Source organism: Sphingorhabdus sp. EL138 (assembly GCF_900258045.1).
Lineage (GTDB): Bacteria > Pseudomonadota > Alphaproteobacteria > Sphingomonadales > Sphingomonadaceae > Parasphingorhabdus.
In genome coordinates this window covers 179,384-205,758 of sequence record NZ_OGVD01000003.1, presented here as the reverse complement: position 1 = coordinate 205,758, position 26,375 = coordinate 179,384, and the positions used below count along the sequence as shown (strand labels likewise).

Here is a 26,375-nt window from a genome sequence, read left to right as displayed (position 1 = left end):
GGTCAGGGTCAGGTTATTACGCTCTTATATCTGGGTACTCGCGGCAGGCACAACAAGAGTTTCTGCACCCGGATTGAGATCAACAATCTGCTTGTTCAAAATCGCAGCGAAACAGAGCCAAGCCAGATAGGGAACCATTAACCAGGCAGCAGCCTTTCGTACCCGGCCGAAAACCAGCGTTGTGACAAAAGCCGTCGCAAAAATCGTGATCAGCAACCAGAAGGCGGCAGATATCTGATGCATGCCGAAAAAAAGCGGCGACCAGAAAAGGTTGAGTGCATATTGCACCAGAAATAATATAATGCCGAGGCCGCGCAGCGGCGCGCCGCGGGCGTGCATTATCATTGCCAGCGCTATTCCCATCATGGTGTACAGGATCGTCCAGGCAACTCCGAACATCCAGCCGGGCGGTTGTGCCTCCGGCTTGACCAGCGCCTGAAACCAGCGATTTTCCTCGCCTGAACCCGCAACCTGTCCTGATATGAAACCCAATAGAACAATCAGCGGGACGATGAATAAAACCCAGCGCAACAGCGACATGCGCAATTGGCCTTTAGATGCGATCTGGTTCACGGTTTACTTCCCTTAGCCCAATATGCTCCAGCTTGCCGTCCGGCCTTCAGAGCGAATCATACAGCAGAAAACCGCTATAATATCATCGTTTCTTAGGCAATGTTGCGGCGGTTTTCCAGTGAGTTGCCCGAAGCAGCGGCAACGATCCCAATATGGGTCGTTCTGTTGATCTGATCCTTGGCATCGGACAATTTAATCCTATCTAGGAAAGACCGGTCTGATTGCGCATGGGATTTTCCATCCCTATCTGATGGCCAACAGGATTGTGGCGCAAAGGTCCGGCTGCTAGGGGCTTCGTTTATGAGTGAAAATACCAATGACAATGCCCCTGAACAGGAGCCGTCAAAGACAGAAAAGCCTGCGATCAAAAGAATAGGTAATTTGCGGATGGTCTGGGATCGGGCCATTCGCTATCCGAGACAGATCGCTTTTGCCGCAATTGCCTTGCTAGTCGCGGCCTTGGCGACTTTGGCGATTCCGTGGGGTTTCAAGTCGATCGTCGATGAAGGCTTTGCTTCCGGCGGCGAAGAAATCGCTCCCTATTTTCAGATCCTGCTGGTGATTGTTGCCATATTGGCGGTCGCCACAGCACTTCGCTTCTATTTTGTCAGCTGGCTCGGCGAACGGGTTGTCGCCGATATCAGACTTGCGGTTCAGCGCAATTTGCTGCGCCTTGCCCCCGGTTTCTTCGAAGAAAACCGTCCATCGGAAATCGCATCGCGAATGACATCCGATACCGCAATTATCGAACAGACCGTGGGCACCACCGTATCGGTGGCCCTGCGCAACACCATTGTCGGTCTGGGCGGGATCATATTTCTATTCACACTGGCACCAGCCCTGACAGCGGGATTGTTACTGGGCATCCCGATTGTCATTCTGCCGATCGTTTTCATTGGCCGCAAACTGAGCAGCGTGTCGCGGTTCAGTCAGGACCGGGTTGCCGATGTCGGCGCCATGGTTTCTGAAACACTAGGCGCTATGAAAATTGTCCAGGCCTTTGGTCAGGAAAACCGCGAGCATGAAAGATTTGGCGGTGCGGTAGAAACCACGTTTGAAACCGCAAAGCGGCGGATAAGGCTGCGAGCGGCTTTAACGGCGGTGGTTATCGCGCTGGTATTTACCGGCATTACGTTATTGATGTGGCGCGGTGCTATCGGCGTTGCCGATGGAACCATTTCCGGCGGTACGATTGCTGCATTCGTCCTGACCGGCGGACTCGTAGCCGGTGCTTTTGGTGCACTGACAGAGGTATACGGCGATCTTTTGCGTGCAGCGGGCGCTGCCGGCCGTCTGGCTGAATTGCTTTCCGAAGAGCCGGGCATTGCGGCCCCGGCCTCGCCGATAGCCCTACCGGAACCACCGCGGGGACAAATCTCGTTTGACAACATCACCTTCGCCTATCCGACCCGCCAGGACGCCAACGCTCTCAAGAACTTCTCCCTGAAAGTGACGCCCGGCGAAACCGTTGCGGTTGTCGGACCTTCCGGTGCCGGCAAATCAACCCTGTTTCAGCTCGCACAGCGCTTTTATGACCCGCAAGGCGGCAGCGTCCGGATTGACGGTGTGGCCCTGCCCTCCGCCGACCCGGCCGACATTCGTGAGCGAATGGCGCTGGTGCCTCAGGATACGGTGCTATTTGCTGCATCCGCCCGCGACAATCTGCGCTATGGCAAGTGGGATGCGACCGACGAGGAAATCTGGGCAGCAGCCCGGGCCGCCAATGCGGAAAAATTCCTGCTGGAGCTGCCAGACGGGCTGGACAGTTTCATGGGAGAGGCAGGGACGCGTTTGTCTGGTGGCCAGCGTCAGCGAGTGGCAATTGCCCGGGCGTTGCTGCGTCAAACACCGATCCTTCTCTTGGACGAGGCAACATCAGCGCTGGATGCAGAGAGCGAAAAGCTGGTGCAGGACGCATTGGACAATTTGATGAAAAACCGGACAACGATCGTCATTGCCCACCGGCTGGCGACCGTTCGTTCCGCCGACCGGATCATCGTCATGGATGAGGGTCAGATTGTAGAGCAAGGCGATCACGACAGCCTGATTGCGAAAAACGGTCTTTATTCGAAGCTGGCAGAGTTGCAGTTTAATGGCGGTGAACAGTCGAAGACTGCCTTGGCGGTCTGAAGCAGAACGGCGGACCACATTTAGCTCAGAATTGGTTCTCAGTAGACAGACGATTCCACGTTGTTTGCGTCATGCCTCACCCTGTGAAGACCAGAGGGTGACAACAACAAGCCCACTGCGGTTTGGCGCGACCCAACCAACCTGCTTGAAACAGATCGCCCCCTAACCCACTATCTCGTTCAAAGTCTTGATGCCAAAGCCGCACACGAAACGCCCGGAACCGGGAATAAAAAAGGGGCAGTGGATCGCTCCACTGCCCCTTTTAAAGCGTTATCGCAAACATTTTAGTTCGGCAAACGTGATGCCTTGCTAAAGCTGCTATATTGTTCGTTGCCGACAAAACCAAATTTGCTGACACCGCTAGACTTGATCTCCGCCAATACACGGTCAACGGTCAGATAAGCACTAACAGCATCAGGTTGGAACTGTAATTCCGGCTCTGGGACCATGGATTTGGTTCGAACCAGATAATCTTTCACCTGATTCAGCGTTACGGGAACTTCGTTCCACAATATCTGATTGGTAGCCGTAATACCCAGACGATTTTTGTCAGGCTCTATCGGTGGTGGTGGTGGTGGATTTGGATCATCTACAGGCAGGTCCAGTTTAACCGCATGGGTCTGGACCGGGATTGTAATGATGAACATGATGAGCAAAACGAGCAGGACGTCGATCAACGGCGTCGTGTTCATTTCCATCATCGGCTCACCATCATCTTTGCCGCCGCTCATGGCCATTAGTGCGTCTCCTTAAATACTCTAAACTTCATGCCGTTTCGGGCTATTCGATTGCAACTGGTGTCGAGAGAAATCCGACTTTCGCGAAACCCGCGCGCTGCATGGCAAAAATTGCCCCGCCAATGCACCGATAGGGTGTGTTAATGTCACCGCGAATATGCACTTCCGGCATATCTTCCGGCGTCATATTTTCCACACCGCCAAAAGCTTCAATCTGGTTTTCCAGCTGCGTCACGGCTCTTTGCACCAATTCATTCGAATCGATCGGAGTCGTGTTCCAATAGACCCGGCAGTTACCGCCTGGATTGGCGCCGGAATATTCCGGATCGCCAGGATCACGTCCGGCAGAGTCAGTCGTGGTAACAGCAAGCAAAACATTTTCAGGTTTCGTTGTTGTCACTTCAAATTCCATAACCGGTAATTCCAACTCCACCGTCTGGATCACAACAGGAACGGCGATCAAGAAAATGATCAGCAAAACGAGCATGACGTCCACCAGCGGGGTCGTGTTAATGTCCGATAGGGGAGTTTCCGCTCCGCCTCCGCCGCCAACATTCATCGCCATAAGATTCTATCCTCTTATAATTATACTTACCGAAATTGCAGGATGACCCTGCGCATTCGAAAATCAGGACCAGCCAAAGCCGTTTGCAGAAACATTGATGTCCGGCAAACGGCTTTGGCTAGCGCCTTACTTTTTCGGAGCCGGCTTTGCTGCAGCTGCGGTTGCTGGCTTCGCTGGAGCCCCACCTTTCATTGCAGATGGTTTCACCGCACCGTCGGACGAAATGTAACCAAGAACATCATTTGCAAAATCGCTGAGATCTTCGGCGATACGCTTGTTACGGCCCTGCAGCCAGTTATAGGCAAGAACGGCAGGAACAGCCACACCAAGACCCAGTGCGGTCATGATCAGAGCTTCACCAACCGGACCAGCAACAGCATCAATTGATGCTTGGCCAGCAATACCAATTTTGATCAGTGCGCGGTAAATACCGATAACCGTACCGAACAGACCGATAAACGGAGACGTTGCACCAACCGTTGCAAGCCATGGAAGACCCGTAGCAAGTTTGGAGTTGATCAAACCTTGTGAACGATCCAGCGAACCGTGCAACCAGTCATGCGCTTCCACAGGGTCGGTCAAACGGGCGTGATCTTCTTCGGCCTTGATACCGTCGTCAACGATCTGACGATACGCACTGTTCTTGTCGAGCTTGGCAGCGCCTTCTTTCAGGCTGTTTGCTTTCCAGAACGAAGAGCGAGCTGCTTGTCCCTGCTTCATAACTTTGTTCTGCTCGAACAGTTTTGAAAACAGAATGTAGAAAGATGATACGGACATAATCGCCAGTACGGCCAATGTGAACCAAGCGATAACGCCGCCCTGCTCCATTGCTTCCCAAAAGCCAAACTGGTTTTGTGGAGCCGTTGCACCGGCCGCTAAGATTTCAATAAACATTATATATTCCCCTCAAGGATAGATTTAATTTCAAAACAGTTTTTGCAGCGGACCGACGGCAGTCAGCCCGCTGCGATTCATTATTATTTCGGTATCTGCCAACGAACCCGGCTAGACCATGTTCCAGCCATCTTGTTGCCCTGACTATCAAGTGCTGGACGGAACCGTGCACGACGCTTGATATTTTTACAGGTGGCTGCATCCAGATCGCTGTGGCCGCTTGACCCGGTGATCTGACAATCAGAAACACGGCCATTCGCTCCAACGGTAACACGGAAGCTAGTCGTACCTTCGCGTTCCTCACGCAGTGCACGTGATGGATAGTCGTTCGCGTTCGCCCAGTTACCTGGATTGCCGCGAGGCTCCGGATTCGCCCGCTGCGGTGGAGGCGGCGGTGGAGGTGGAGGCGGTGCAGCAACAACAGGCGCGACTACAGGAGGCGCTACAGGTTGCGTGGATATCACCGGTCTTGGCGCCGCTGGCGGTGCCACGATTGGTGGAGGCGTTACCACTGGTGGCGGCTCAATCGGCTGATCCGGCGGTGGTGGTGGTGGCTCTTCAATCTCTTCGGGCGGTTCTTCTTCTTGGATATCGATCATATCGAGCTCTGATGCCACTTTCTTTACGGCACTATAAGCCAGTCCGGTCACCAAAGCATATCCAAACAGCGCGTGAATAAGAACGACAAGAATAATGGAAATTATCTTGCTCGAACTCATTTGTTGTTGGTCAGCATAAGCCATTCAGAAACATAACTCCTTTTCTTCCCTCGGGAATCGAAACCTCGCAACAAGGTTTTTGTTGAGAACTGTTGGAGTTTTACCCACAGCGATCCCTAGATTCCCCATGACAGCTTTTCGTTGCTTTGAAAGCCGTCTTAAAAATGTTTTAACGCGGTAGATGGAGACAGGCAATCGCTTTGTTAGTTCAGCATTGATTAAGCTGTCGAAAACTCAGAATGACAATTGTTGACAGGTGTCTGCAAAGCGAAATTTCACAGGAAAATCATGCAAAAACTATCGATGACAATCATCACCTTGCTATGGGCAATAACAGCGGATTCTCTTGCTTTTTCCCAATCAAATACCGCTGCTGATCCATTGCAATATGCCGATCTTGCCGATCTGAGCACCGGCGCACCGATCATTGCCCATGTTACAATTAAGGAAGCGATTAAAGTCGATCCCGAACGCGCACCAAATGCGCCGCCGGGAACCCAAAGATACTATATTGTGGCAGCAACCAACGCGCTGATTCGGGGTCAAGGCGGGATACCGGAAACGATTCGCTACATTATCGACTTGCCGCTCAATGAACGCGGGAAAGCACCCAAGATAAAGAAAAAGCCATTCATTATTTTCGCACGCAATCTTTCGGCCGCCAATGGCGACGTGCAGCTTTCCGCGCCGGATGCGCAGATTGGCTGGACTCCCGTCAGAGATCAGCGCGTCCGATCCATTGTGCGTGAAATCGTCGCCCGCAACGCGCCGCCCGCCATTGCCAGTATCGGCAGCGCTTTTCATGTTCCTGGAACAATTATCGGCGAAGGCGAAACGCAGATATTCCTGGAAACCGTGTCGCGCGATCCTGTTTCCATCACCATATTGAGCCGCGAAGGTCAGAAAAAAGTCTGGGCAGTATCGCTCAGCGAGATTGTTGATGAGGCAGCACGCGCGCCGGTGCGCAACAGCCTGCTATGGTATCGTCTGGCCTGTTTCTTGCCCCAATCTCTACCCGAGGAGGCTCTAACGGGCGATTCGGGTAGCAACGCCAATCAGGCTCGGCGGGATTATAATCTGGTAATACAGGATCTGGGCAACTGCCCCCGATCCCGTCCACCAGAATATCGACCTCAATAAGCTTCTTTGCATGCCTGCTATAGGCTCTTTTATTTAGGCACAGCAAAAGACGGGCTGGCAATATGATGCCGTGACGCTATTAGTCGGCGTCGAACGCCCGATCACTTGGCTTATCAGCCCGAATTCAAGGTCTCCATCATGACAAAACCTCTCCGCATCGCTTTAGCAGGTCTCGGCACTGTCGGCTCCGGCGTCATTCGGTTGATCAATGAAAATGGCTCCATGATTGCGCAGAATGCCGGACGCCCCATTTCTGTTGTGGCGATCTCCGCACGTGACCGCAATCGCGATCGAGGCGTTGATCTCAGCCCATATAAATGGGTCGATGATATGGATGAGTTCGCCGCCGATCCGGAGATCGATTGTGTCGTTGAAGTGATTGGCGGGTCTGATGGCCCCGCACTCAACCTTGCCCGCAACAGCCTGAAACAAGGAAAATCCTTCGTAACCGCCAACAAGGCGATGATCGCCCATCATGGTATGGAGCTGGCCGGACTGGCCGAAAGCAAAGACGTTGCACTAAAATATGAAGCCGCCGTTGCGGGCGGAATTCCTGTCATCAAAGGCCTGCGTGACGGCGCATCCGCCAATCGCATTGAGCGGGTCTACGGCATACTGAACGGCACCTGTAACTATATACTTGCAACCATGGAAAAGCATGGCAGCGATTTTGATGCAGTTTTGAAAGACGCTCAGGACCTGGGCTATGCGGAAGCCGATCCCAGTTTTGATATTGATGGTGTCGATGCCGCTCACAAGCTGGCAATTCTCGCGGCGCTTTCCTTTGGCACGGCGATTGATTTTGACGGTGTCGAAATTTCGGGAATTCGCAATATCATGGCCGCAGATATCGGACAGGCTAAAGCTTTGGGATATCGCATCCGCCTGCTTGGCATGGCGCGCATTGACGGCGAGAAACTATTTCAGCGGGTCAATCCTTACCTCGTTCCGGAAAATCATCCTCTCGCGCATATTGAAGGGTCAACCAATGCTGTTGTTGCCGAAGGCAATTTCTCCGGAAGGTTGATGTTTCAGGGCGCCGGCGCCGGTGATGGCCCAACCGCATCGGCCGTAGTCGCCGACCTTATCGATATTGCCCGCGGCGATTGCGGCAGCGTTTTCACCATGTCAGCAGATCAAATGACCGAACGCGAACGCGCGGAAAGCGGCAATCGTACCGGCAAAAGTTATATTCGTTTCGTAGTGACCGATAAACCTGGTGTGCTGGCAGAAATCACAGCCGCGATGCGTGATGCAGAAGTCTCTATCGAGAGTCTGATACAAACCGAAAAGACCGATGAAGGCTCTGTGCTGATTTCTATGGTAACCCATCAAAGCAAGGAACGCGACGTTATCCAAAGTCTTCAAAAGCTATCCGATTCCAGCAGTCTGCAGGGCGCGCCGGTCGTCATGCACCTGTTAAGCGACGAAGATTAGGAATCTTCCGGTCACTCGGCCGGATCATTTGCTTTGATCTGCACCTGTTTCACATAGTCTTCATCCGGCACGGTCGGCTCAATGATGCGCCACAGCTTTCCAGCAGGGCCGCCAACCCCGCCACCTGATCCGCCAAAGGATATGCTCATTATCGGTAGCCCTTTGAAACATTTGCGTTCGCTGGCATCAATATAACAGCGGCCGGTATTTACATATTCCGCATTTCCTGTTGGAATCGGCTCTCTGATCCTTTGATCCCGCTCAATCAGTTCGGGAAAAGGAAGACGGTATTTGCGGTTGGCATCAAATCTGGCGCAAACGACGATTTCGTCGGGATCGCTATTCTTCAGACAGCCATCGGCATCGACCGCTACCAATTGATGGGCTGTTTCGATCAACTGGAGCGTGCGGTCATCTGCCTCTATCTGGGCATGAGCCGTCTCGAAAAACGTGCTGGAAGTCAGGATTACAGACAAGGTTATAAGGCTTCTCGACATTGTCATATCGCTCCCCTATCGAGAGTTCAAAATCTGCCCCTTAAAGAAGGACTAGACATTCAAATGCCCAAATCAAGTGATATTCTCGAACGCATTCTCGTATTGGAAATGGTGCGGGTCACCGAGGCGGCAGCTGTATCTGCTTCAAAACTCATTGGTCGAGGTGATGAAAAGGCAGCCGATGCTGCGGCGGTCGAGGCAATGCGGGCCGCGTTGAACGGACTGGATGTTTGCGGAACCGTGGTCATTGGTGAAGGCGAACGCGACGAAGCACCAATGCTGTTTATCGGCGAAAAAGTCGGGCGCGGCTGCGCTGGCGAATCGCCAGAAATTGATATTGCCCTCGATCCGCTGGAAGGCACTACAATCACCGCCAAAGCAGGTGCAAACGCCCTCGCGGTTCTCGCCATTGCCGAGAAAGGCAACCTGCTGAATGCGCCGGACGTCTATATGGATAAACTCGCCGTTGGCCCTGGCTATTCCGACAATATTATCGATCTCAATAAATCTGTTACCGAGAATGTGACAGCCGTTGCCAATGAAAAAGGCGTGGCGCCGGCCGACATCATTGTCTGCGTCCTTGATCGTCCTCGTCATGAGAAGATTATTTCCGAATTGCGCGAAATCGGCTGCGGTATCATGCTCATCCCGGACGGCGATGTCGCGGGCGTCATTGCCACCACCGATGAAGAAACCACTGTCGATATGTATATGGGCAGCGGTGGGGCGCCTGAAGGCGTATTGGCCGCCGCGGCGCTGCGCTGTGTCGGTGGGCAGTTCAAGGGCCGCCTGACCTTCCGTAATGATGACGAGCGTAAACGGGCTCACAAATGGGGCATTGAAGATCTCGATAAAGTCTATGACCTGAAAGAACTCGCCAAAGGTGATGTTATTTTTGCTGCAACCGGAGTCACGGATGGCTCTTTGTTGGAAGGCGTCAAGAAACTCCGCAACGGCATCATGACAACCGAAAGTGTAGTGATGCGCGCGTCGTCCGGCACCGTTCGCTGGGTCAAGAGCGAGCATCGCGGCTGAACCATGGTCAGCGGTACGCTCAAGGCATTATTGGGTGGTTTGAGGCCGCTGGCATTGGGCCTGACGTTTATAGCTGCTGGCTGTATCTCACCGGTTGACTATGGCGATATCCGCCACGCAGACTATGTCGCCAACGGGCGATGCGATCCAGCGGCCACGGATATTTCATCCGCCCATTCAACCAATGGTACGAATGGTGAAACAGCGCTGGCCGACAAGCCCTTTTTTGTCGTCACCAGTCGATTGCCCGATTGCCGCAACGAAACCGTCAAATTGCTCAAGCATCGCGGAGATAAAGTTCGCTATGGCCGCTTCGGCGCCCCACAGGACGTCTTGAATGACAAAGGCAAGGTCGATGATCGCCGCATCCCGCTGGCCATGTCCAACGAGACACAGTGGTGGACGGATCTGTCCAGAACCATGGGCAATCGTGACGGCCGGGTCTTGCTCTATGTCCATGGCTATCGCGAAACATTTTTAACAAGCTCTCGCGATGCCGCCCAAATTTCACGCCTCACGGGTTTTACCGGTCCGGTCATTCAGTATAGCTGGCCCTCGCAGGGGCAGTTGCTGAAATATGCCGTTGATGAAACCAATATGTATTGGGACGAACGCAACTTTCGGCGGTTCCTGACCAAGCTTGCCCAGCAAGAATGGACCAAGGAAATTGTACTGGTCTCCCACTCACTGGGTGCGCGTTTGGTTTTGCCAGCAGTCGAATTTGTTGACCGGACCGCGTCCAATGGCGATTCGAGCGTCATTTCTAACATCATTCTGGCTTCTCCAGACGTTGACCGACAGGATTTCGAGCGCGATATTGCCGAGGAAATACTGTCTGCCCGGCGGGTCAACAATGATCGCCGGATAACTGTCTATGCTTCGGCAAAAGACTCAGCGCTATCTCTTTCCCATGATGTCCATGGCTATCCGCGATTGGGAAATCCGCGCTGCTTTGACCCGTTCAAAGCGGCGGAACTGAAAGAAAAAGGACTGCCGGAACGCTGCTATGCCGCAAAGTCGCAATATGATGCGCCACCAGAAAAAAGCGGTTTGACCATCGTTGATACCACCGCCGTCAGTCAGGGCCGCGTGGGACATGGCGACTATCTGCGCAGTGCGGTCGCATGCAAAGACTTTGCCGCCGTGGTGAACGGGGGGCGCGGTGCAATGAATGCGCGCGAGCAAACTCATCTATCTTATGTCTTTGCACTCGCCGCTCCGGCGAAGGACGAAGAACCAAATCATCTGACGATATGCCGCCGCGATGATGAATAAATGACAGACAACGCAAACAAACTTGGCAAACTGCTGACAGACGTTCGCGCCTGCAAGATTTGCGATGGCCTGCCGCTCGGCCCAAGCCCATTATTGCAAGCAGGAACGACCTCCAAAATCCTGATTGCCGGGCAAGCACCCGGCAGCAAAACCCATGAAAAAGGGCGTCCCTTTGACGATCAAAGCGGAAAGCGCCTTCGTAAATGGCTCGGCGTGACCGAAGATCAATTTTATGATCCAGCATTATTCGCGATCATACCGATGGGCTTTTGCTTTCCCGGAACAGGTAAAGGAGGAGACCTTCCGCCCCGCTCCGAATGTGCACCGCAATGGCGGCGGCCTTTGCTTGATCACTTGCCGAATATCGAGCTGACACTGATTCTGGGTCAATATGCCCTCGACTGGCATCTCGGAGACGCCAAGTCCAAAACGCTCACCGGGACGGTGGAGCGGTGGGAAGAATTTTGGCCGAGTGCCCTGCCCCTGCCCCATCCCAGTCCCCGCAATATCCGGTGGTTCAAGGCAAATCCCTGGTTTGAAGCGGATGTCATTCCGGTGCTGCAAAAACGTGTCGCCGGGTTGATCAAAAAACGCCCATAGCGAGACCGGCGGCCAAGGTCGCGCCAATTTCAGCACATTGCGCTTTATCCGTCTCGCCTATCGCCTTGGGTGCCAGTATCGCCTCTTCGGTCTGCGCATGGGTAAAGATGATCGGCGTATCGATTACTTTCTTGAGCCGCCATCCGGTGGCAATTCGTTCCAATTGTTTCCGGGCATTTTCTCCATCCGATCCTGCACAAATCATCGCGGCATAGGGCCGCCCTTCAATCTCCCCCAATAGCGGATAGTAGCAGCGATCAAAAAAGGCCTTCATCACCCCGGCAATCGCTGCCAAATTTTCAGGTGTCGCAAAAATATAGCCATCGGCGTCCAGCATATCGGCCGGTTCGCAATCTTCGGCCCGCATCAGCGTGATTTTCATATCCTTTTCGCCGCCCGCTGCCGCTGCAGCGGCCTCCGCCATCTGCTGGGTGCCACCGGTATAGCTGTGATAGACGATAAGCAGGTTTTTCATCCGCCCTGCCCTAACAGCGATCAAAGCAATTGTCAGCGGACCATGGTTCGCGCATAGCTAATGACATGAATGCAGTACTTAATGTCACCCAATCGCTATCCGGCCAGTCTTGGCAATGGCGCAGCACCAGTGCCGATGCTCGCGACCCCGGTTTTCAACCCGATGACCTGGTGACACAGCTGCTGCTAGCCCGCGGCGCAACACGCGAAACACTGGATATCAACAAGGAACCCACTATCCGGGGCTTCATGCCCGATCCGTCGGTTTTTCAGGATATGGACGTAGCGGCGGAACGGCTGGCGCAGGCCGTCCTGAAAAATGAGAATATTACGGTTTTCGGGGACTATGACGTTGACGGCGCGACCAGTGCTGCCCTGCTCATCCGCCTGTTCCGTGATCTTGGCCTGGAGGCCGGCTACTACATCCCGGACCGCCTGATGGAAGGTTATGGCCCCTCAGGTGAGGCTTTGGTCAAGCTGGGCCAGCAAGGCTCCGATCTCGTCGTTACAGTCGATTGCGGCGCAATGGCCTTTGATGCCCTCGACATGGCACATGCAGCAGGCGTTGAGGTCATCGTTGTTGATCATCATAAATGCGCTGCCGAGCTGCCCAAAGCCAGCGCACTCGTAAATCCCAATCGCCTGGATGAAAGCGATGCCGGGGCCGAGCATGGGCATCTCGCCGCAGTCGGCATGGCTTTTCTGTTGAGCGCAGCGCTGGTCCGCAATCTGCGCGGAAAAAGCTTTTTCAAAGACCGCGCCGAGCCGAAATTACTGGAACTGCTGGATATTGTTGCGCTTGGTACCGTTGCCGATGTTGCGCAACTGCGCGGGCTTAATCGAGCGTTTGTGGCGCAGGGACTGAAAATTCTCGCAAAACGCAAAAATGTCGGCCTGTCTGCCCTGATTGATGCCAGTCGCCTGAAACGCGCACCAATATGTTCTGACCTCGGCTTTGCTCTGGGACCAAGGATTAATGCTGGCGGCAGGGTCGGTAAATCCGATCTGGGTGTCCGCCTGCTGACCACGCAAGACCCGGAAGAAGCGCAAAAAATTTCTGCCGAGCTGGATCATTTCAATCAGGAACGGCGGGCGATCGAGGCTCATGTGCTGGAAGAAGCCGAGGCCATGTGCTCCTCTCAACAGAATCAAGCCGTTGCGGTTTTATCGGCAAAAGGTTGGCATCCGGGCGTAATCGGTATTGTCGCCGGGCGTATCAAGGAGAAACTGGGCCGCCCTGCAATCATCATTGCCGAGGATGATGAAGGCATCGGAAAAGGATCTGGGCGCTCAATTTCGGGCGTTGATCTGGGCGCCGCCATAATTGCCGCAAAGGAACAAGGCCTGCTGATCGCTGGCGGCGGTCACGCAATGGCGGCAGGCGTTACCATCGATGCACAGAAGATTGACGCATTCAGCGAATTCCTGAACGACCGTTTGGCGGTAAATGTGAGCACCGCGCAAGCCGGAAAAGCCCTTCTGCTCGATGCCGTATTGTCACCCAAGGGAGTCAATCCGCTCTTCGTAGAAGCGATGGATGGTGCAGGACCCTATGGCATGGGTTGGCCAGCGCCGCGGATCGCAGCCGGGCCGGTACGGATCATCAAATGCGATATTGTTGGCAAAGATCATGTCCGGATGATTGTGGCGGGCGACGATGGCGGCTCGATCAAAACCATCGCTTTTCGCGCCGCCGAGAGCGATCTTGGCCAAGCCCTTCTCAGCGCGCCGAAGAATCGGAAGTTGTGGATAGCCGGCCGTGCTAAAATAGACGATTGGGGCAGCCGTCCCGCCGCCGAAATCCATCTGGAAGATGCCGCGTGGGCCGATTAATCCCACGCACTCTGGGGTTCACAATAAATATCGGTAAATATGCCCGCAAACCGCCAATAAGGGGTTGACCAAAGCGCCCGATATCCCTAATCGCCCAATTTCGCTGTTCAGTGATGCTTTCGAGCATTGGTACGGCCCCTTCGTCTAGCGGTTAGGACGCGGCCCTTTCACGGCTGAAACACGGGTTCGATTCCCGTAGGGGTCACCACGCAGTTTTCCAAATCATATCAATGCCTTAGTGCGTTCTAGTGTGCGATTTTCTCGCGTCTTTTCGGGGGCTTGCAGCCGTGAGCAACCGTGTTTCGAATACAGAGACTGGACTGGGCGAGACTTTAACCGGAAGCTACTGCCCCAGTCTCTAACCGGCAGAAAAGTGTTTTCAAAACGAATGGCAGCTTTGCGCCCCATTCGAGACATTAACTCCCAATATTTTAGTTCTCGAAAGCCGACATTCTCTGCGGCCATTCCGGCCTCCAAGAATGAAGATGATATATTCACAACTTGATCCTGCAGCTGAAAACCGCGTGCCATGGAACTTCAACGCCAAGATCGGCCCCAACATCCCTTCAACCAGAAGCAGATTTGGCAATCCGGTTCCTTCTCGATCGCCAGCAATGCATTCGCGCTCGTGCACTCTTCGAAACGGGGCGGTTTTATGGAACCGGTATTTTGAACGCCAACACAGCCCGTCTTTACAGCACTAAATTTATCGGCCAGTTATCGCTGCGACTACCAATTGACCACTATATATACAGGGCGGAATTGAATGACGAGCCAAGGACAACAGGTCGCAGCAAGCCAGGTTGGTGCGGCACCGCCCAAGGTTTCCTACTCGCTGTCAGGCGGGATTATTGCGCGGCTGGCTGAGCTCAAGGCCGCTCTCGCTTTCACTTCTTATCAGTCCGGCTTTCTCTACATGCTGGGCAGCGGGCCTCAAGGTAATCCGCAGCTGCACCAGTCGGGCATGCCTAAGCCGATGGGACTATGTGCAGATGGGCCGGGGCGCCTGGTGCTGACAGCGGGCGCGCAGGTGATGCGGCTGGAAAATGTGCTGGATGCGGACCAGCGGATCAATCAGACCTATGACGCCTGCTTCATGCCGCGGACCATCTACACCACTGGTCAGCTCGATGCGCATGATGTCGGCGTGCAGAAGGATGGCGAGCTGGTGTTCGTCAACACGCGCTACAATTGCTTGGCCACCGTCTCGCAGCGGCATTCGTTCAAGCCTGTTTGGCGACCACCTTTCATCAGTGACATTGTGGATGAGGATCGCTGCCACTTAAACGGTCTGGCGATGCGCGATGGCAAGCCCGCCTATGTCACCGCCGTTTCCAAGTCCGACACAATCGATGGTTGGCGCGATCGCCGCGGCGATGGCGGCGTGGTGATCGATATCGAGAAGAAGGCCGTTATCTGCGAAGGACTATCCATGCCGCATTCGCCGCGCTGGCATGATGGCAAGCTGTGGGTGCTGAATTCGGGCACGGGCGAACTGGGCCATGTCGAGCTGCCGAACGGCAAGGCTAAGATGGGCAGTTTCAAACCGCTCACCTTCTGTCCTGGCTTTTTGCGCGGTCTCTCGTTCCATGGCGGGTTCGCCTTCGTTGGTTTATCTCGCCCGCGATATCAGAGGTTTGAAGGCTTAGAGCTCGATCAACGCTTGAAAGATGCCGATAGCGAGCCGTGGTGCGGGGTCCAGGTGATTGATCTGCAAACCGGCACCTGCGTCGATTGGTTCCGGATTGATGGCGATATTGGCGAGCTGTATGATGTCGAGCTGATCGAAGGGTTCAGCTGTCCGATGACCGTCTCACCAAGCTCGACCGATGCCGGGACACTTATCACTATCGAGCAGTAGGCTGACCTAAGCGATCGAATGCAACGGTCAACGCACAGGCCGATTAGGACGGCCTAGTGAAATCCATTTGCGCTGAGGATTGCCTGGACGACCGGGCGCACCTGATCGCCCATGGCAGGGTTTGAGCGTTCAATCCCCGAGATGGTGACGGTCGGAAAGACACTGCGAATCTTGCCAGCGATCTGTGCTGCTTCCTGCTTGTCTCCGGCCAAAAACACCGCGCAAAGCGCAGTGACCATTATCATCAAATCTTCATGTGGTACGCTTTGTGCGCGACGCCCCCACTCTGCCGCTGCTTGAATATCGCCGAGATTGAACTGCGCAATCGCGTGCGCGGCATATGTGCTGTAGCGCATCGGATCACGCGGGCTCAGCTTAAGCGCCAAAGCGCCATGCTCCATCGCGTCCTGATACGGCCCGGCAAAGGCATGATAGGCCGCTACCTGCGTGTGGCCCATGGCATAGCTGGGTGAAAGATCAATCGCGCGTTCCAGCCATTCCGGTGCCTGGTCGGGTTGGGTGCCGAGCGAAAGCGCCTTGCCCATTGCCAAGTTTGCGGACGGGTCATCCGGATCGGCATCGACTGCTGCCTCAGCCGACTGGCGCATTAACTGCGGCGCATCGCCCGGATCATGCAATGTCCGCTGGAGCAGCAGCCACCAATAGGTGTGCGACAATGCCGCGTGCGCCCGAGCGAAATCCGGATCGATGGATACAGCGCGAGTAAAATAAGCCTGCGCGCGCTCGATATTGCTTATCCCTCGGCGGTAAATCAGCGATGAACCCATGTGAAAGGCCTGCCACGCGGTCAGATCCTTCGATGCTGAAATCCGTAATCGTTCTGCTTCATTGCGCGGGATTTGCCGCTCAACCTCATGCACCACACGCCCGACTGCATGCTCCCTGATTTCGTGGACAGCACGCGGATCAAATTCAAACCGCTCAGACCAGACGACACTGTCATCACGTGTATCAGCGAGTTCGATCAGAACGACAAGACTATCTCCGCCCAGTTCGATCGCGCCGCTGACGCAATAATCGACGCCAAGCGCCGTGCGCAGCTTTGACGGGGCGATATTGCCGTTGCCAAACTGGAAGCTGGTACCGCGTGCAATCACGCGCAGCATATGCAGACGCGCCAACGCGGAAATGATGTCATCTGGCAGGGCTTCGGCAAAAGATGCGTTGGGCGAACGTGCGTCGCCGATGATCCGGAACGGTAGCACGGCAATTGATGGCTTCTCTCCAACCAGCTCGGAGCTGGGTGCATCCACACCAGCAACAGGCGTTGTAGCCACCGAGCGTTCGCGCACCATTTCCACCTCAGGGATGAGCCGCCAACCCTTGGCATGGACTGTGGCGATGATCTGGCGAGGCTTTTCGGTATCGTTCAGCGCCGCACGTAAAGTCTTGATCTGACTGAGCAGCGCGGCGTTTGAAACCTGCCGACCTTGCCATAGCTGCTCAATGATTGTGCCCTTGGTCAGAAGCTGTCCCACGCCCGCTTGAAGGAACAGGTATAACAGTTCCTTCGTCATCGGCTGCAGGGGGACTTCCTCGCCGCTCGAGTCGATCAGTTCAAACCGGTCGCTATCATAGGCGAACACACTAAATTTATAGATCAAGCTGCTTCCCTCCTGAAGCAATTCGGCTGGTTATTATCTCGGCTGTCGAAAGGCCAAACTCTCATACTGCCCCTGCGTAAACGAACCAATACCCGGTGTAACCTGTAGGGGAAAGGTCAAAACGGGGTTTTTTGGGGGCAAGCTTGAGGCAAGGCGGCTCCACACATATCGACAGGCTAATTTAAATTGCGACCCGGCGGGGTCTTAGGGGCAATATGACTGATCTTGTGCGTAAAACTGACGGAGAAGTAATCACTGATATTCTCGGTGAAAATGAACGGGTCCGGCGCAGCTGGTTCGGCTTCGGCATGGTGCGCGGTGGGCGCATTACGAAGGTTAGCGGCCAAGCGGTGAGCTACTCGCCCGAGCTTGGCCTGGTTGAAGTTGGCAGCAAGCTTGCACTAGCTGATACCGATGCAGCGCCCCGCGCATCGCTCGCCAGCCTTGCCAAATCCGCGCTGCGCTGGTCCGCCGCACCGCTCGCCATCCTTGCCGGGGCAAGTCCAGCGATGGCGCAGGATGCCTGTGTTGAAACCATACCAGCTTCAGGCGAATTTTTCTGCCAGAATTCGGGCGGCGATGCGACCACCACGCAAACCATCACCAGTGGCACGGTTTCGATTGAGATCGAAGATGGATTTGCCGTTGATACCAGCGGCACTGCAACTGATGGCTTCGACATTGATGCATTGGGCCGCGTCACTCTCACGCAATATGCCGCGACAGGGACGAGCTCGATCATCGGCGGCGCTGATGGCATTAATGTCTACACCGCGTCCGGTGGCCAAACGCTAGATACCAGTTCGATAACTATCAGCGGCGGACAGGATGGAATCGAATCCCGCAATCGAACTTCTGGGACGCTCTCACTTACAACAGGCGATGTCTCGGGTGCGACAGGTGACGGCATCACAATCTCTACCGATGGCGTTGCTAATTTGGACACCAGCGGAGGTGTTATCTCGGGCGGCACAAACGGAATTTCAATCGGTCAAACTGGTAATTCGAACCTTAATTTGACGGTCGGCACCGTGATCGGAAGTGGCGGGGCTGGCATTGAGTTGTCTGGATTGGGCAATGGATCATCCACCGTCCGAGGCTCATCGGGCGATGTCGTGGGCGCGACCGATGGCATGTATGTGCGCTCGGCTGGCGGTGACATTACCGTTGATACGCTCGACAGCGTAACCGGCCAGAACGGCGACGGTCTGGACCTTGGTTCTGTTGGCGGCGCGATCACAGTCAATGCAGTTGATGCCGTGCTCGGCACCGGCGGCAGAGGCATTTTGGCTGACAGCGATGGCGGGGACATCACTATCACCGGCAACGGTCTGGTCGGCGGCATTGAAGGCACGGCGGGTGATGGCATCAATGCCGACAGCGATGGCGGCGATATTGCGATTACCGGCAATGGCGATGTCAGCGGCAGTAACTATGGCATTTTTGCGCGCTCGGCCTTTGCGGGGTCGATCACAATCGACACCAGCACGGGCAGCGTCACCAGCGGAATCCGCAACGGCATTCGTGCACAGACCCTTGGCAGTGGGGCGCTCTCTATCACAACTGCGGATGTGACGACTAATAGCGCCGATGGCATTTTTGCGGACAATAGTGGCACAGATCTGACGATCAACACCAGCGCGGGTAGAGTGACGGGCGTCCGTGGCATCTTTGCGTCCAACATCGGATCGGGCGCGCTTTTGCTCACCACGGCGGATGTGACCGGGAACAATGATGCCGGAATCGTTGCTTTGAACTCTGGCACGAGTTTGACGATCGACAGTAGCGCCGGAAGCGTCAGCGGCGAAATCAGAGGTATTGATACGCGCAATTTTGGATCGGGCGTGCTTTCGCTGACTACGGCGGATGTGACTGGTGTCAGCTCTAATGGCATTTATGCGGTCAACGCTGGCACGGACGCCGACCTGATAATTGACAGCAGCGCGGGCAGCGTCAGCGGCGCAACGGGGAAGGACTCTTTAAACCGTCGTCTTTCGGGTCTCTTTGTTGATCAGCTAAGCGCTGGCACGCTCAACATTACGGTCGATCAGGTCCGTGGCGGCATTGGCATTGATGTTGATGCGGCAACGGGCGATACCACGATCACGCTGGCTTCGACCGCTGTTGTCACCGGTCTGGTTGAAGCTGGGATCGATGCGCGGTCCACCGGCGGTGCGATTACCGTTCAAGGCAGCTCTGGCGATGTCGTTGGCGCAACCGATGGCATGTATGTTCGCTCAGCAGGCGGCGAAATCACCGTTGATACGCTCGACAGTGTAACCGGCAATGCGGGCGATGGTCTGGACCTCGCCTCCGCTGGCGGTGCGATCAATGTGAATGCGGTTGATGCCGTGCTCGGTACCGGCGGCAGAGGCATTTTGGCTGACAGCGATGGCGGGGACATCACTATCACCGGCAACGGTCTGGTCGGCGGCATTGAAGGCGCGGCGGGTGATGGCATCCGCGCTGATGCCAGAGGCGGCGCAGGCGGTGTGATCACCATCACCGGCAATGGCAATATCGCTGGCAATAGCAATATCGCTGGCAATGGATATGGCATTGTTGCTTTCACTGATGGTGCGGGTTCGATCACAATTGACACCAGCGCAGGCCGCGTCAGCGCCAACAACGGTGGTATTATTGCAGGCAATGACGGTTCGGGCGCTTTGTCGATTACTACGGCGGATGTCACTGGTCGTAGTGGCATTTCGGCAGGCAATTCTGGCACAGACCTGACGATTGATAGCAGTGCGGGCAGCGTCAGCGGCACCAGCGGCAGAGGTATTGCTGCGAACAACAGCGGATCAGGGGCGCTTTCGCTGACCACGGCGGATGTGACAGCTACAAGCGATACTGGCATTTATACTCGCAACTCGGGCACAGACCTGACGATTGATAGCAGTGCTGGCAGCGTGGGCGGCGGCATCAGAGGTATCACGGTGCGTAACTCTGGGTCGGGCGCGATTTCGGTGACTACGGCGGATGTGACAGGTGCCACCTATGATGGCATTTTCGTTGCTAATTCTGGCGCGGGCGCGGACCTAGTTATCGACAGCAGTGCTGGCAGCGTCAGCGGCGCAATGGGGGTGGACTTTTTAGGCCGTAGTCATGCGGGTATTTACGCGAGTCAGCAACGCGCAGGCGCGCTCAACATTACGGTTGATCAGGTTAGTGGCGGCGCAGGCATTGATGCAAACGCGACGACGGGTGCAACGACGATCACGCTGGCTTCAACCGCAGTTGTCACTGGCCTTACAGGAATCGGGATCGATGCGCGGTCCACCGGCGGCGCGATTACCGTTCAAGGTTCCTCCGGCGATGTCGTTGGCGCAACCGATGGCATGTTTGTGCGCAGCGGCGGCGAAATCACCGTTGATACGCTCGACAGTGTAACCGGCAATGCGGGCGATGGTCTGGACCTCGCGTCCGCTGGCGGCGCCATCAATGTCAATGCGGTGGATACGGTGCTTGGCACGGGCGGCTTTGGCATTCTGGCCGATAGTGACGGCGGCGACATTTCCATCACCGGCAGCGGGTTGGTCGGCGCGATTGAGGGCACGGCAGGTAGCGCCATTTACGCCAATGCTACTGGCGGCGTAGGCGGCGCGATCACTATCACTGGCAATGGCGATGTCAGTGGCAGTAACTACGGCATTAGTGCTCGCACCGATGGCGCGGGTTCGATTTTAGTCGACAGCAGCGCTGGCAGCGTGACTGGCAGTTCCCGCGGTATTGGCGTATTTAATAGCGGCAGCGGCGCGCTTTCGATCACCACGGCGGATGTGACCGGGAGCAATGACACCGGAATCCTTGCGTTCAACTTTGGCACGAGTTTGACGATCGACAGCAGCGCGGGCGGTGTCAGCGGTAACTCCTTTGGCATTACGGCGACCAATAGAGGCCCCGGCGCGCTTTCGCTGACCACAGCGGACGTTACAGGCACGACATACGATGCGATCTATGCCAACAATTACGGTACGGACACCGACCTGACGATAGACAGCAGCGCGGGCAGCGTCAGCGGGGGAACAGGGACGGACCTCTCGGGTCGCCGTATTTCGGGCATCCGCGCTAATCAGCGAACCACTGGAAGCCTCAATATCACAGTCGATGAAGTCAGCGGCGGTGTTGGTATCGATGCCAATGCAACCACAGGCGCGACGACGATTACGCTGGCCTCAACCGCTGTTGTGACCGGCTTGGTTGAGGCCGGGATTGAAGCGCGGTCCATGGGCGGTGCGATCACCGTGCAGGGGAGCTCCGGCGATGTCGTTGGCGCGACCGATGGGATGTATGTGCGCAGCGGCGGCGGCGACATTGCAGTCGACACTCTCGATAGCGTTACCGGCAATGCGGGCGATGGCCTTGATCTTGGTTCAGCGGGCGGCGCGATAACGGTCAATGCAGTTGATGCCGTGCTCGGCACCGGCGGCTTTGGCATTCGGGCCGATAGCGATGGCGGCGACATTACCGTCACCGGCAATGGTCTGGTCGGGGGGGTTGAGGGCACGGCGGGCTCTGGCATCTTGGCGCAGGCGAATGGTGGACCCGGCGGGAACATCCTTATCGCTGGCAATGGCGACATTCGCGGCGCTGGCATCACTGCCAGCACCGATGGTGCAGGTTCGATCACTATCGACACCAGCACCGGGAGCGTTGCCGGCGACATCAATGCGAACAACCGGGGTTCTGGCGGCCTTTCGGTTACTACGGCTGATGTAACGGGCAACTTTACGAACGGCGTTCGTGCGCGCACCTTTGGCACTGGCCTTACGATCCACAGCAGCGCCGGCAGCGTAAGCGGACGCGAACGAGGTATTGAAGCGAGCAATTATGGGTCAGGCGCGCTTTCGATAACGACGGCGGCCGTAGCGGGGAGCAATTTTGAGGCTATTCTCGCGATCAACGGGGCCTCGGCCACTGATTTGACAATCGACACCAGCGCGGGAGATGTCAGCGGCGGTAGTAGGGGCATTTTGGCAAACAGTCAGGGGACCGGCGCGTTTTCGCTGACAACAGCTGATGTGACGGGTTCCGTGTCTGATGGCATCTATGCGGTCAATTCTGTCGCAGGCGCGGACATGCTGATCGACACCAGCGCCGGTATCGTCTCGGGCCAAGCTGGAGCAAACTTTTCCGGTCGTCTTTTTGCGGGCGTTTTCGCTAATCAACAAAGCGCTGGCGCGCTTAATATTACGGTGAATCAGGTTAGTGGCGGCGCAGGCATTGATGCCAATGCAACCACGGGCGCCACGACAATTACGCTGGCTTCGACCGCGGTTGTCACTGGCCTGACAGGCGCTGGGATTGATGCGCAATCTATTGGTGGATCAATCACCGTACAGGGCAGCTCTGGCGACGTAGTGGGCGCAACCGATGGCATGTTTGTACGGTCAATGGGTGGCGATATCACAGTTGATGCGCTTGACAGTGTGACCGGCAATGCTGGCGATGCTCTCGATCTCGCCTCCGCTGGCGGCGGGATCACCGTCAATGCGGTCGATGCGATCCTTGGCACCGGCCGCGATGGCATTCTGGCCGATAGCGATGGCGGCGATATTGCGATCACCGGCAATGGTCTGACCGGTGATATTAGCGGCACGAGTGGTAATGGTATCACCGCATATGCGGGCGGGGGTACTGGCGGAGCGATTACCATCACCGGCAACGGCGATATCACCGCCAGCGACGATGGAATTTTCGCTTACACCAATGGTTCGGGTTCGATCACGATCGACACCAGTTTGGGCAGCGTTAGCGGCGGCGGCAAAGGCATTTTTGCGGACAACTTCGGATCAGGGGCGCTTTCGATCACCACAGCGGATGTGACGGGTGCCAGCTCTGAAGGTATCATGGCGCTTAACATCGGTACGAGCCTGACAATAGATAACACTGCAGGCAGTGTTAGTGGTGCCACACACGGCATTATTGCGATTAATGGCGGATCGGGCGCGCTTTCGCTGACCACGGCAGATGTGACGGGGGCCACCTATGATGGCATTTTTGCGATCAACGGCAGTGGCACAGACGTGATTGTCGACAGCAGTGCCGGCAGCGTCACCGGCGGAACAGGGTTAGGCACATTCGGCCGTCTTGTTTCGGGTATCTATGCTAATCAGCAAAATGCTGGCACGCTCAACATTACGGTCGACCAGGTCAGTGGCGGCATAGGCATTGATGCCAATGCGACCACGGGCGCGACCACGATTACTCTGGACTCAACTGCCGTCGTCACCGGTCTGGTTGAAGCCGGGATCGATGCGCGGTCCACGGGCGGTGCGATTACGGTTCAGGGCAGTTCTGGCGACGTAGTGGGCGCAACCGACGGCATGTATGTGCGATCAATGGGCGGTGTTATCACCGTCGATAATCTCGACAGCGTGACCGGCCAGATGGGCGACGGTTTGGACCTTGCCTCCAGCGGCGGCGCAATCACTGTGCGCGATGTTGACGCAATCACCGGAATTGGCGGCAATGGCATTCTGGCCGATGCTACTGGTGGTGCGGGTGGTGATGTTCTGATCACCGGTGTTGGCGACGTAATGGGTTCGCTCGCCGGGATTGTAGCTAGCGTGGATGGCGATGGAACCGTCACCGCAGGTCTCACCGGTATGACGTTTGGCGCGGCCAATGGTTTCGACGTTTCGACCGAGGGCGGAGCGGTTTCGGTCAACAATAGTGGCGCCTTGTCTGGCGGAACCTTCGCCTTTATCGCGAGCGGGGCAAACACCGGCCCGATAACGCTTGCAAACAGCGGTACGGTTACGGGCCCTGTTCAGTTTGCTGGTGGTGATGACAGCTTTACAAACTCTGGCCTGTTCCAAGTGCGCGGCACCAGCGACTTTGGCGCGGGCGCGGATATGTTTGAAAACCTTGCTGGCGGCACGGTTTCTGCCGAGGCGGCGACATCACTAATTGGTATTGAAACGTTCAGGAGCGCTGGGCTTATCACCCTGGTCGGTCAGGCTGCTTCGGGCAGCCTCAGCATTGATGGCGACTTTGTCGGCGCGGATGGCACGCTGGAGCTCGATGTCGACTTTGCCGGCACGGCAGATCAGCTGATCATTGGCGGCGCGGCAAGCGGCACCACCAGCATTCTCGTCAATGATGTTTCTGCAGGAGCAGGTCTGGGCGACGCGATCACTCTGGTCGATGCGGCTGGGGGCAGCCTTGAGGGCGCATTTGAGCTTGCGACCCAGTCGCTCAGTTTCACGCCGTTTGTGGCACTTGATTTGACCTTTGATGCGGGGAACAATGACTATCTCATCTCACGCCGCTTCACATCGTCCGTGGCGGAAGGGGTCAAGCTCGCTGAAGGCGCGCAATCGCTGTGGTATCGCAGCACCGATGCCTGGGCTCAGCACCGTGCGAGCACCAGACTCGACGCCGAGAACGTCTCGCCGCACTGGCTCACCTTCTATGGCAATGTCGCCAATCGCGAAGATGATACCATGGGCACTGGCTTGATGTTGCCGACCGCAAATGATCTCGATTACAGCCAAGACTTCTTCGGCCTCCAAGCTGGCTATGATCTGGCGTCTGAAGCGGGTGACGGCTTCGCGGCTGGCGTTACCACCGGCTATCTCAGCTCGAACATCCGCTTTACCTCGCGCGGCAACAGCGCACGGTTTGAAGTGTTCAATATCGGTCTGTCAGCATCATATAGTTCAGGCGGCTTCTATGCCGACGGACTGATCAAATATGATATAATCAACGGCAATTTGAATGATCCCCGCGCTGGTGGTTTCCGGGGTGACGCCGATGGTGATGCGTTGGGTATTCGCGCCCAGGTCGGATACCGGTTTGGCAATGATGGCTTCTTTATCGAGCCGCAGGTGAGCCTTGATTATCAGGAAACCAGTCTCGATGACATAGTGATAGAGGATATCCGCTTTGACTTTGGCAGTATTGACGGTCTGCGCGGCATTGCTGGCCTGCGCCTGGGAGGCAAGAGCCAGCGCGCCAATGGCACGGGGATTGGCTATTACCTTGGCGCCAGCGTAGTCCATGAATTCAAAGATGGCGCTCCGGTTAACTTCTCCTTCGGCCCAGATGCCATTGCGCTGACGAACAATGAGATTGGCACATATGGCAGGATCGAGACGGGCATGACATTGTTCGGCAACGGCCCGCTCAGCGGCTTTATCGAAGCGCAGGCCGACGTCTCAGGCGGTTATATGAGCTACGGTGGACAGGCCGGGGTGCGAATCAAGTTTTAATGGCGCTACCTCAAGGCTGCTGTCAGAGCGAATGCTCCTGATTTAAATTCTATGGGCTGGGTAAGGCAGCGCTAGCCGACCCGGATAAGCTAAGCCGCCAATCTGTTCCTGTATCTCATTTTGTCGCCCTGTCTCACTAGCCTCGCTGATCGAGCGGTTTTGCGAAAGTCAGCAAGTAAGAATGCATAACCTACTTTCCGCGCTGGCAATCCTATCGACTCAAAACCCGCTGATCAGTTAAGCGCTCCAATTTCGATCATTCTCATGGAGGCTGCAATATCCCGATAGCGGACATTAGGTTTGACATACAAAGCTATGCGTTTCTCGATTTCTTTATAAAAAGGGTAATCAAAACCAGCATCGTCAACAGCCAAAAACCGACAGTTATATTTTCAATGGGCTTCCAGCAAGTTTTATTGGTCCAGCAAATAAGAAGGCCTAAAAAATAGCCAGCGAAGAACTCTATCAACGAAACAATCACAAGTGATATTAAGAAGCTAATAGTTCGCAACATAAACCCAGTCATTAGTAACAAATTTGGCGGAAGCAATACCAATGGCCGCTTTTGCGCCCAAAGCGGACGTTAGAGGGCGCTCTTCGAGCCTCGAAACAAGCATCGCTTTCGCTCTTGTATTAGAAAGAAAGTGTTCTGTGCAGCCGACCCTCATGCATTCCGCCCGACGGCATCGCCAGCAGAAGCCCGTGCGATTTTTTGTTCAAATTTTAAGTTGATCGCCTTGCGCAACGCTACATCCCCCTCA

17 protein-coding genes and 1 tRNA gene are annotated in these 26,375 nt (G+C 55.5%); 10 read left to right on the top strand and 8 right to left on the bottom strand.

All coding sequences use genetic code 11. The features are described 5' to 3' along the window. Positions 1 to 24: 24 nt before the first annotated feature. Entirely contained in the window at positions 25 to 573 is a 549-nt protein-coding gene (locus DK507_RS07115; RefSeq protein WP_109355702.1) for a TspO/MBR family protein, read from the bottom strand. Between the two features lie 300 nt (positions 574 to 873). Between DK507_RS07115 and DK507_RS07110 the strand changes: the two genes are divergently transcribed. After that, positions 874 to 2,703 (top strand): ABC transporter transmembrane domain-containing protein, encoded by a 1,830-nt coding sequence (locus DK507_RS07110; RefSeq protein ID WP_109355701.1) that lies wholly within the window; start codon positions 874 to 876, stop codon positions 2,701 to 2,703. A 284-nt stretch (positions 2,704 to 2,987) separates the two neighbouring features. On the opposite strand, the gene DK507_RS07105 is transcribed toward DK507_RS07110, so the two are convergent. The 4 genes from DK507_RS07105 to DK507_RS07090 all read right to left on the bottom strand — a co-directional run bounded on the left by DK507_RS07105 (position 2,988) and on the right by DK507_RS07090 (position 5,642). Beyond that, the gene (locus DK507_RS07105) at positions 2,988 to 3,440 is read right to left on the bottom strand and encodes a biopolymer transporter ExbD (RefSeq protein ID WP_109355700.1); all 453 of its coding nucleotides are present in this window, start codon (positions 3,438 to 3,440) and stop codon (positions 2,988 to 2,990) included. 43 nt (positions 3,441 to 3,483) lie between these two features. Next, a complete protein-coding gene (locus tag DK507_RS07100; protein ID WP_109355699.1) occupies positions 3,484 to 4,005 on the bottom strand; it encodes a biopolymer transporter ExbD in 522 nt (173 codons plus the stop codon). Between the two features lie 126 nt (positions 4,006 to 4,131). Further along, on the bottom strand, positions 4,132 to 4,899 hold the full coding sequence (locus DK507_RS07095) for a MotA/TolQ/ExbB proton channel family protein (RefSeq protein WP_174209029.1): 768 nt from the start codon (positions 4,897 to 4,899) through the stop codon (positions 4,132 to 4,134). An 83-nt stretch (positions 4,900 to 4,982) separates the two neighbouring features. Beyond that, the gene (locus tag DK507_RS07090; protein WP_109355697.1) at positions 4,983 to 5,642 is read right to left on the bottom strand and encodes an energy transducer TonB; all 660 of its coding nucleotides are present in this window, start codon (positions 5,640 to 5,642) and stop codon (positions 4,983 to 4,985) included. A 264-nt stretch (positions 5,643 to 5,906) separates the two neighbouring features. Here DK507_RS07090 and DK507_RS07085 point away from each other — a divergent pair, with 264 nt between their 5' ends. Together DK507_RS07085 and DK507_RS07080 are read left to right on the top strand one after the other, a co-directional pair. Continuing rightward, entirely contained in the window at positions 5,907 to 6,758 is an 852-nt protein-coding gene (locus DK507_RS07085) for a hypothetical protein (RefSeq protein WP_109355696.1), read from the top strand. 138 nt (positions 6,759 to 6,896) lie between these two features. Then, positions 6,897 to 8,195, top strand: coding sequence for a homoserine dehydrogenase (locus DK507_RS07080; RefSeq protein ID WP_109356201.1), 1,299 nt, complete (start codon positions 6,897 to 6,899; stop codon positions 8,193 to 8,195). A gap of 11 nt (positions 8,196 to 8,206) precedes the next feature. Here the strand turns inward: DK507_RS07080 and DK507_RS07075 are convergent, their stop codons facing one another. After that, positions 8,207 to 8,698 carry a hypothetical protein gene (locus DK507_RS07075; RefSeq protein ID WP_109355695.1) on the bottom strand — a complete coding sequence of 164 codons (492 nt, stop codon included), beginning with the start codon at positions 8,696 to 8,698 and terminating at the stop codon, positions 8,207 to 8,209. A 57-nt stretch (positions 8,699 to 8,755) separates the two neighbouring features. Between DK507_RS07075 and glpX the strand changes: the two genes are divergently transcribed. From glpX to DK507_RS07060, 3 genes are read left to right on the top strand one after another with little or no spacing between them, the layout of a single operon-like run. Continuing rightward, complete coding sequence (gene glpX / locus DK507_RS07070) at positions 8,756 to 9,727, top strand: class II fructose-bisphosphatase (protein WP_109355694.1); 972 nt, start codon at positions 8,756 to 8,758, stop codon at positions 9,725 to 9,727. Between the two features lie 3 nt (positions 9,728 to 9,730). Then, the gene (locus DK507_RS07065) at positions 9,731 to 11,002 is read left to right on the top strand and encodes an alpha/beta hydrolase (protein WP_109355693.1); all 1,272 of its coding nucleotides are present in this window, start codon (positions 9,731 to 9,733) and stop codon (positions 11,000 to 11,002) included. After that, positions 11,003 to 11,602: a uracil-DNA glycosylase family protein gene (locus DK507_RS07060; protein ID WP_109355692.1), complete on the top strand. Its 600-nt coding sequence runs from the start codon at positions 11,003 to 11,005 to the stop codon at positions 11,600 to 11,602. Here the strand turns inward: DK507_RS07060 and DK507_RS07055 are convergent. Further along, positions 11,586 to 12,077 (bottom strand): NAD(P)H-dependent oxidoreductase, encoded by a 492-nt coding sequence (locus tag DK507_RS07055; protein WP_109355691.1) that lies wholly within the window; start codon positions 12,075 to 12,077, stop codon positions 11,586 to 11,588. The genes DK507_RS07060 and DK507_RS07055 overlap by 17 nt on opposite strands. Positions 12,078 to 12,142: 65 nt before the next feature. Between DK507_RS07055 and recJ the strand changes: the two genes are divergently transcribed. The 3 genes from recJ to DK507_RS07035 all read left to right on the top strand — a co-directional run bounded on the left by recJ (position 12,143) and on the right by DK507_RS07035 (position 15,770). Next, positions 12,143 to 13,909 carry a single-stranded-DNA-specific exonuclease RecJ gene (gene recJ, locus DK507_RS07050; RefSeq protein WP_109355690.1) on the top strand — a complete coding sequence of 589 codons (1,767 nt, stop codon included), beginning with the start codon at positions 12,143 to 12,145 and terminating at the stop codon, positions 13,907 to 13,909. 133 nt (positions 13,910 to 14,042) lie between these two features. Beyond that, positions 14,043 to 14,117: transfer RNA gene (locus tag DK507_RS07045), tRNA-Glu, on the top strand. Between the two features lie 558 nt (positions 14,118 to 14,675). After that, positions 14,676 to 15,770 (top strand): TIGR03032 family protein, encoded by a 1,095-nt coding sequence (locus DK507_RS07035; RefSeq protein ID WP_109355688.1) that lies wholly within the window; start codon positions 14,676 to 14,678, stop codon positions 15,768 to 15,770. Positions 15,771 to 15,823: 53 nt separating this feature from the next. Here the strand turns inward: DK507_RS07035 and DK507_RS07030 are convergent, their stop codons facing one another. Further along, entirely contained in the window at positions 15,824 to 17,395 is a 1,572-nt protein-coding gene (locus DK507_RS07030; protein ID WP_109355687.1) for a winged helix-turn-helix domain-containing protein, read from the bottom strand. Positions 17,396 to 17,610: 215 nt separating this feature from the next. Here DK507_RS07030 and DK507_RS07025 point away from each other — a divergent pair, with 215 nt between their 5' ends. Further along, on the top strand, positions 17,611 to 25,614 hold the full coding sequence (locus DK507_RS07025; RefSeq protein ID WP_109355686.1) for a hypothetical protein: 8,004 nt from the start codon (positions 17,611 to 17,613) through the stop codon (positions 25,612 to 25,614). Positions 25,615 to 26,375 lie beyond the last annotated feature (761 nt).

Coding starts and splice junctions, on each gene's coding strand:
- recJ (WP_109355690.1), top strand. CDS start 12,143: ATGAATGCAGTACTTAATGTCACCCAATCGCTATCCGGCCAGTCTTGG.
- DK507_RS07090 (WP_109355697.1), bottom strand. CDS start 5,642: ATGGCTTATGCTGACCAACAACAAATGAGTTCGAGCAAGATAATTTCC.
- DK507_RS07080 (WP_109356201.1), top strand. CDS start 6,897: ATGACAAAACCTCTCCGCATCGCTTTAGCAGGTCTCGGCACTGTCGGC.
- DK507_RS07100 (WP_109355699.1), bottom strand. CDS start 4,005: ATGGCGATGAATGTTGGCGGCGGAGGCGGAGCGGAAACTCCCCTATCG.
- DK507_RS07060 (WP_109355692.1), top strand. CDS start 11,003: ATGACAGACAACGCAAACAAACTTGGCAAACTGCTGACAGACGTTCGC.
- DK507_RS07105 (WP_109355700.1), bottom strand. CDS start 3,440: ATGGCCATGAGCGGCGGCAAAGATGATGGTGAGCCGATGATGGAAATG.
- DK507_RS07075 (WP_109355695.1), bottom strand. CDS start 8,698: ATGACAATGTCGAGAAGCCTTATAACCTTGTCTGTAATCCTGACTTCC.
- DK507_RS07095 (WP_174209029.1), bottom strand. CDS start 4,899: ATGTTTATTGAAATCTTAGCGGCCGGTGCAACGGCTCCACAAAACCAG.
- DK507_RS07085 (WP_109355696.1), top strand. CDS start 5,907: ATGCAAAAACTATCGATGACAATCATCACCTTGCTATGGGCAATAACA.
- DK507_RS07065 (WP_109355693.1), top strand. CDS start 9,731: ATGGTCAGCGGTACGCTCAAGGCATTATTGGGTGGTTTGAGGCCGCTG.
- DK507_RS07025 (WP_109355686.1), top strand. CDS start 17,611: ATGACTGATCTTGTGCGTAAAACTGACGGAGAAGTAATCACTGATATT.
- DK507_RS07035 (WP_109355688.1), top strand. CDS start 14,676: ATGACGAGCCAAGGACAACAGGTCGCAGCAAGCCAGGTTGGTGCGGCA.
- DK507_RS07055 (WP_109355691.1), bottom strand. CDS start 12,077: ATGAAAAACCTGCTTATCGTCTATCACAGCTATACCGGTGGCACCCAG.
- glpX (WP_109355694.1), top strand. CDS start 8,756: ATGCCCAAATCAAGTGATATTCTCGAACGCATTCTCGTATTGGAAATG.
- DK507_RS07110 (WP_109355701.1), top strand. CDS start 874: ATGAGTGAAAATACCAATGACAATGCCCCTGAACAGGAGCCGTCAAAG.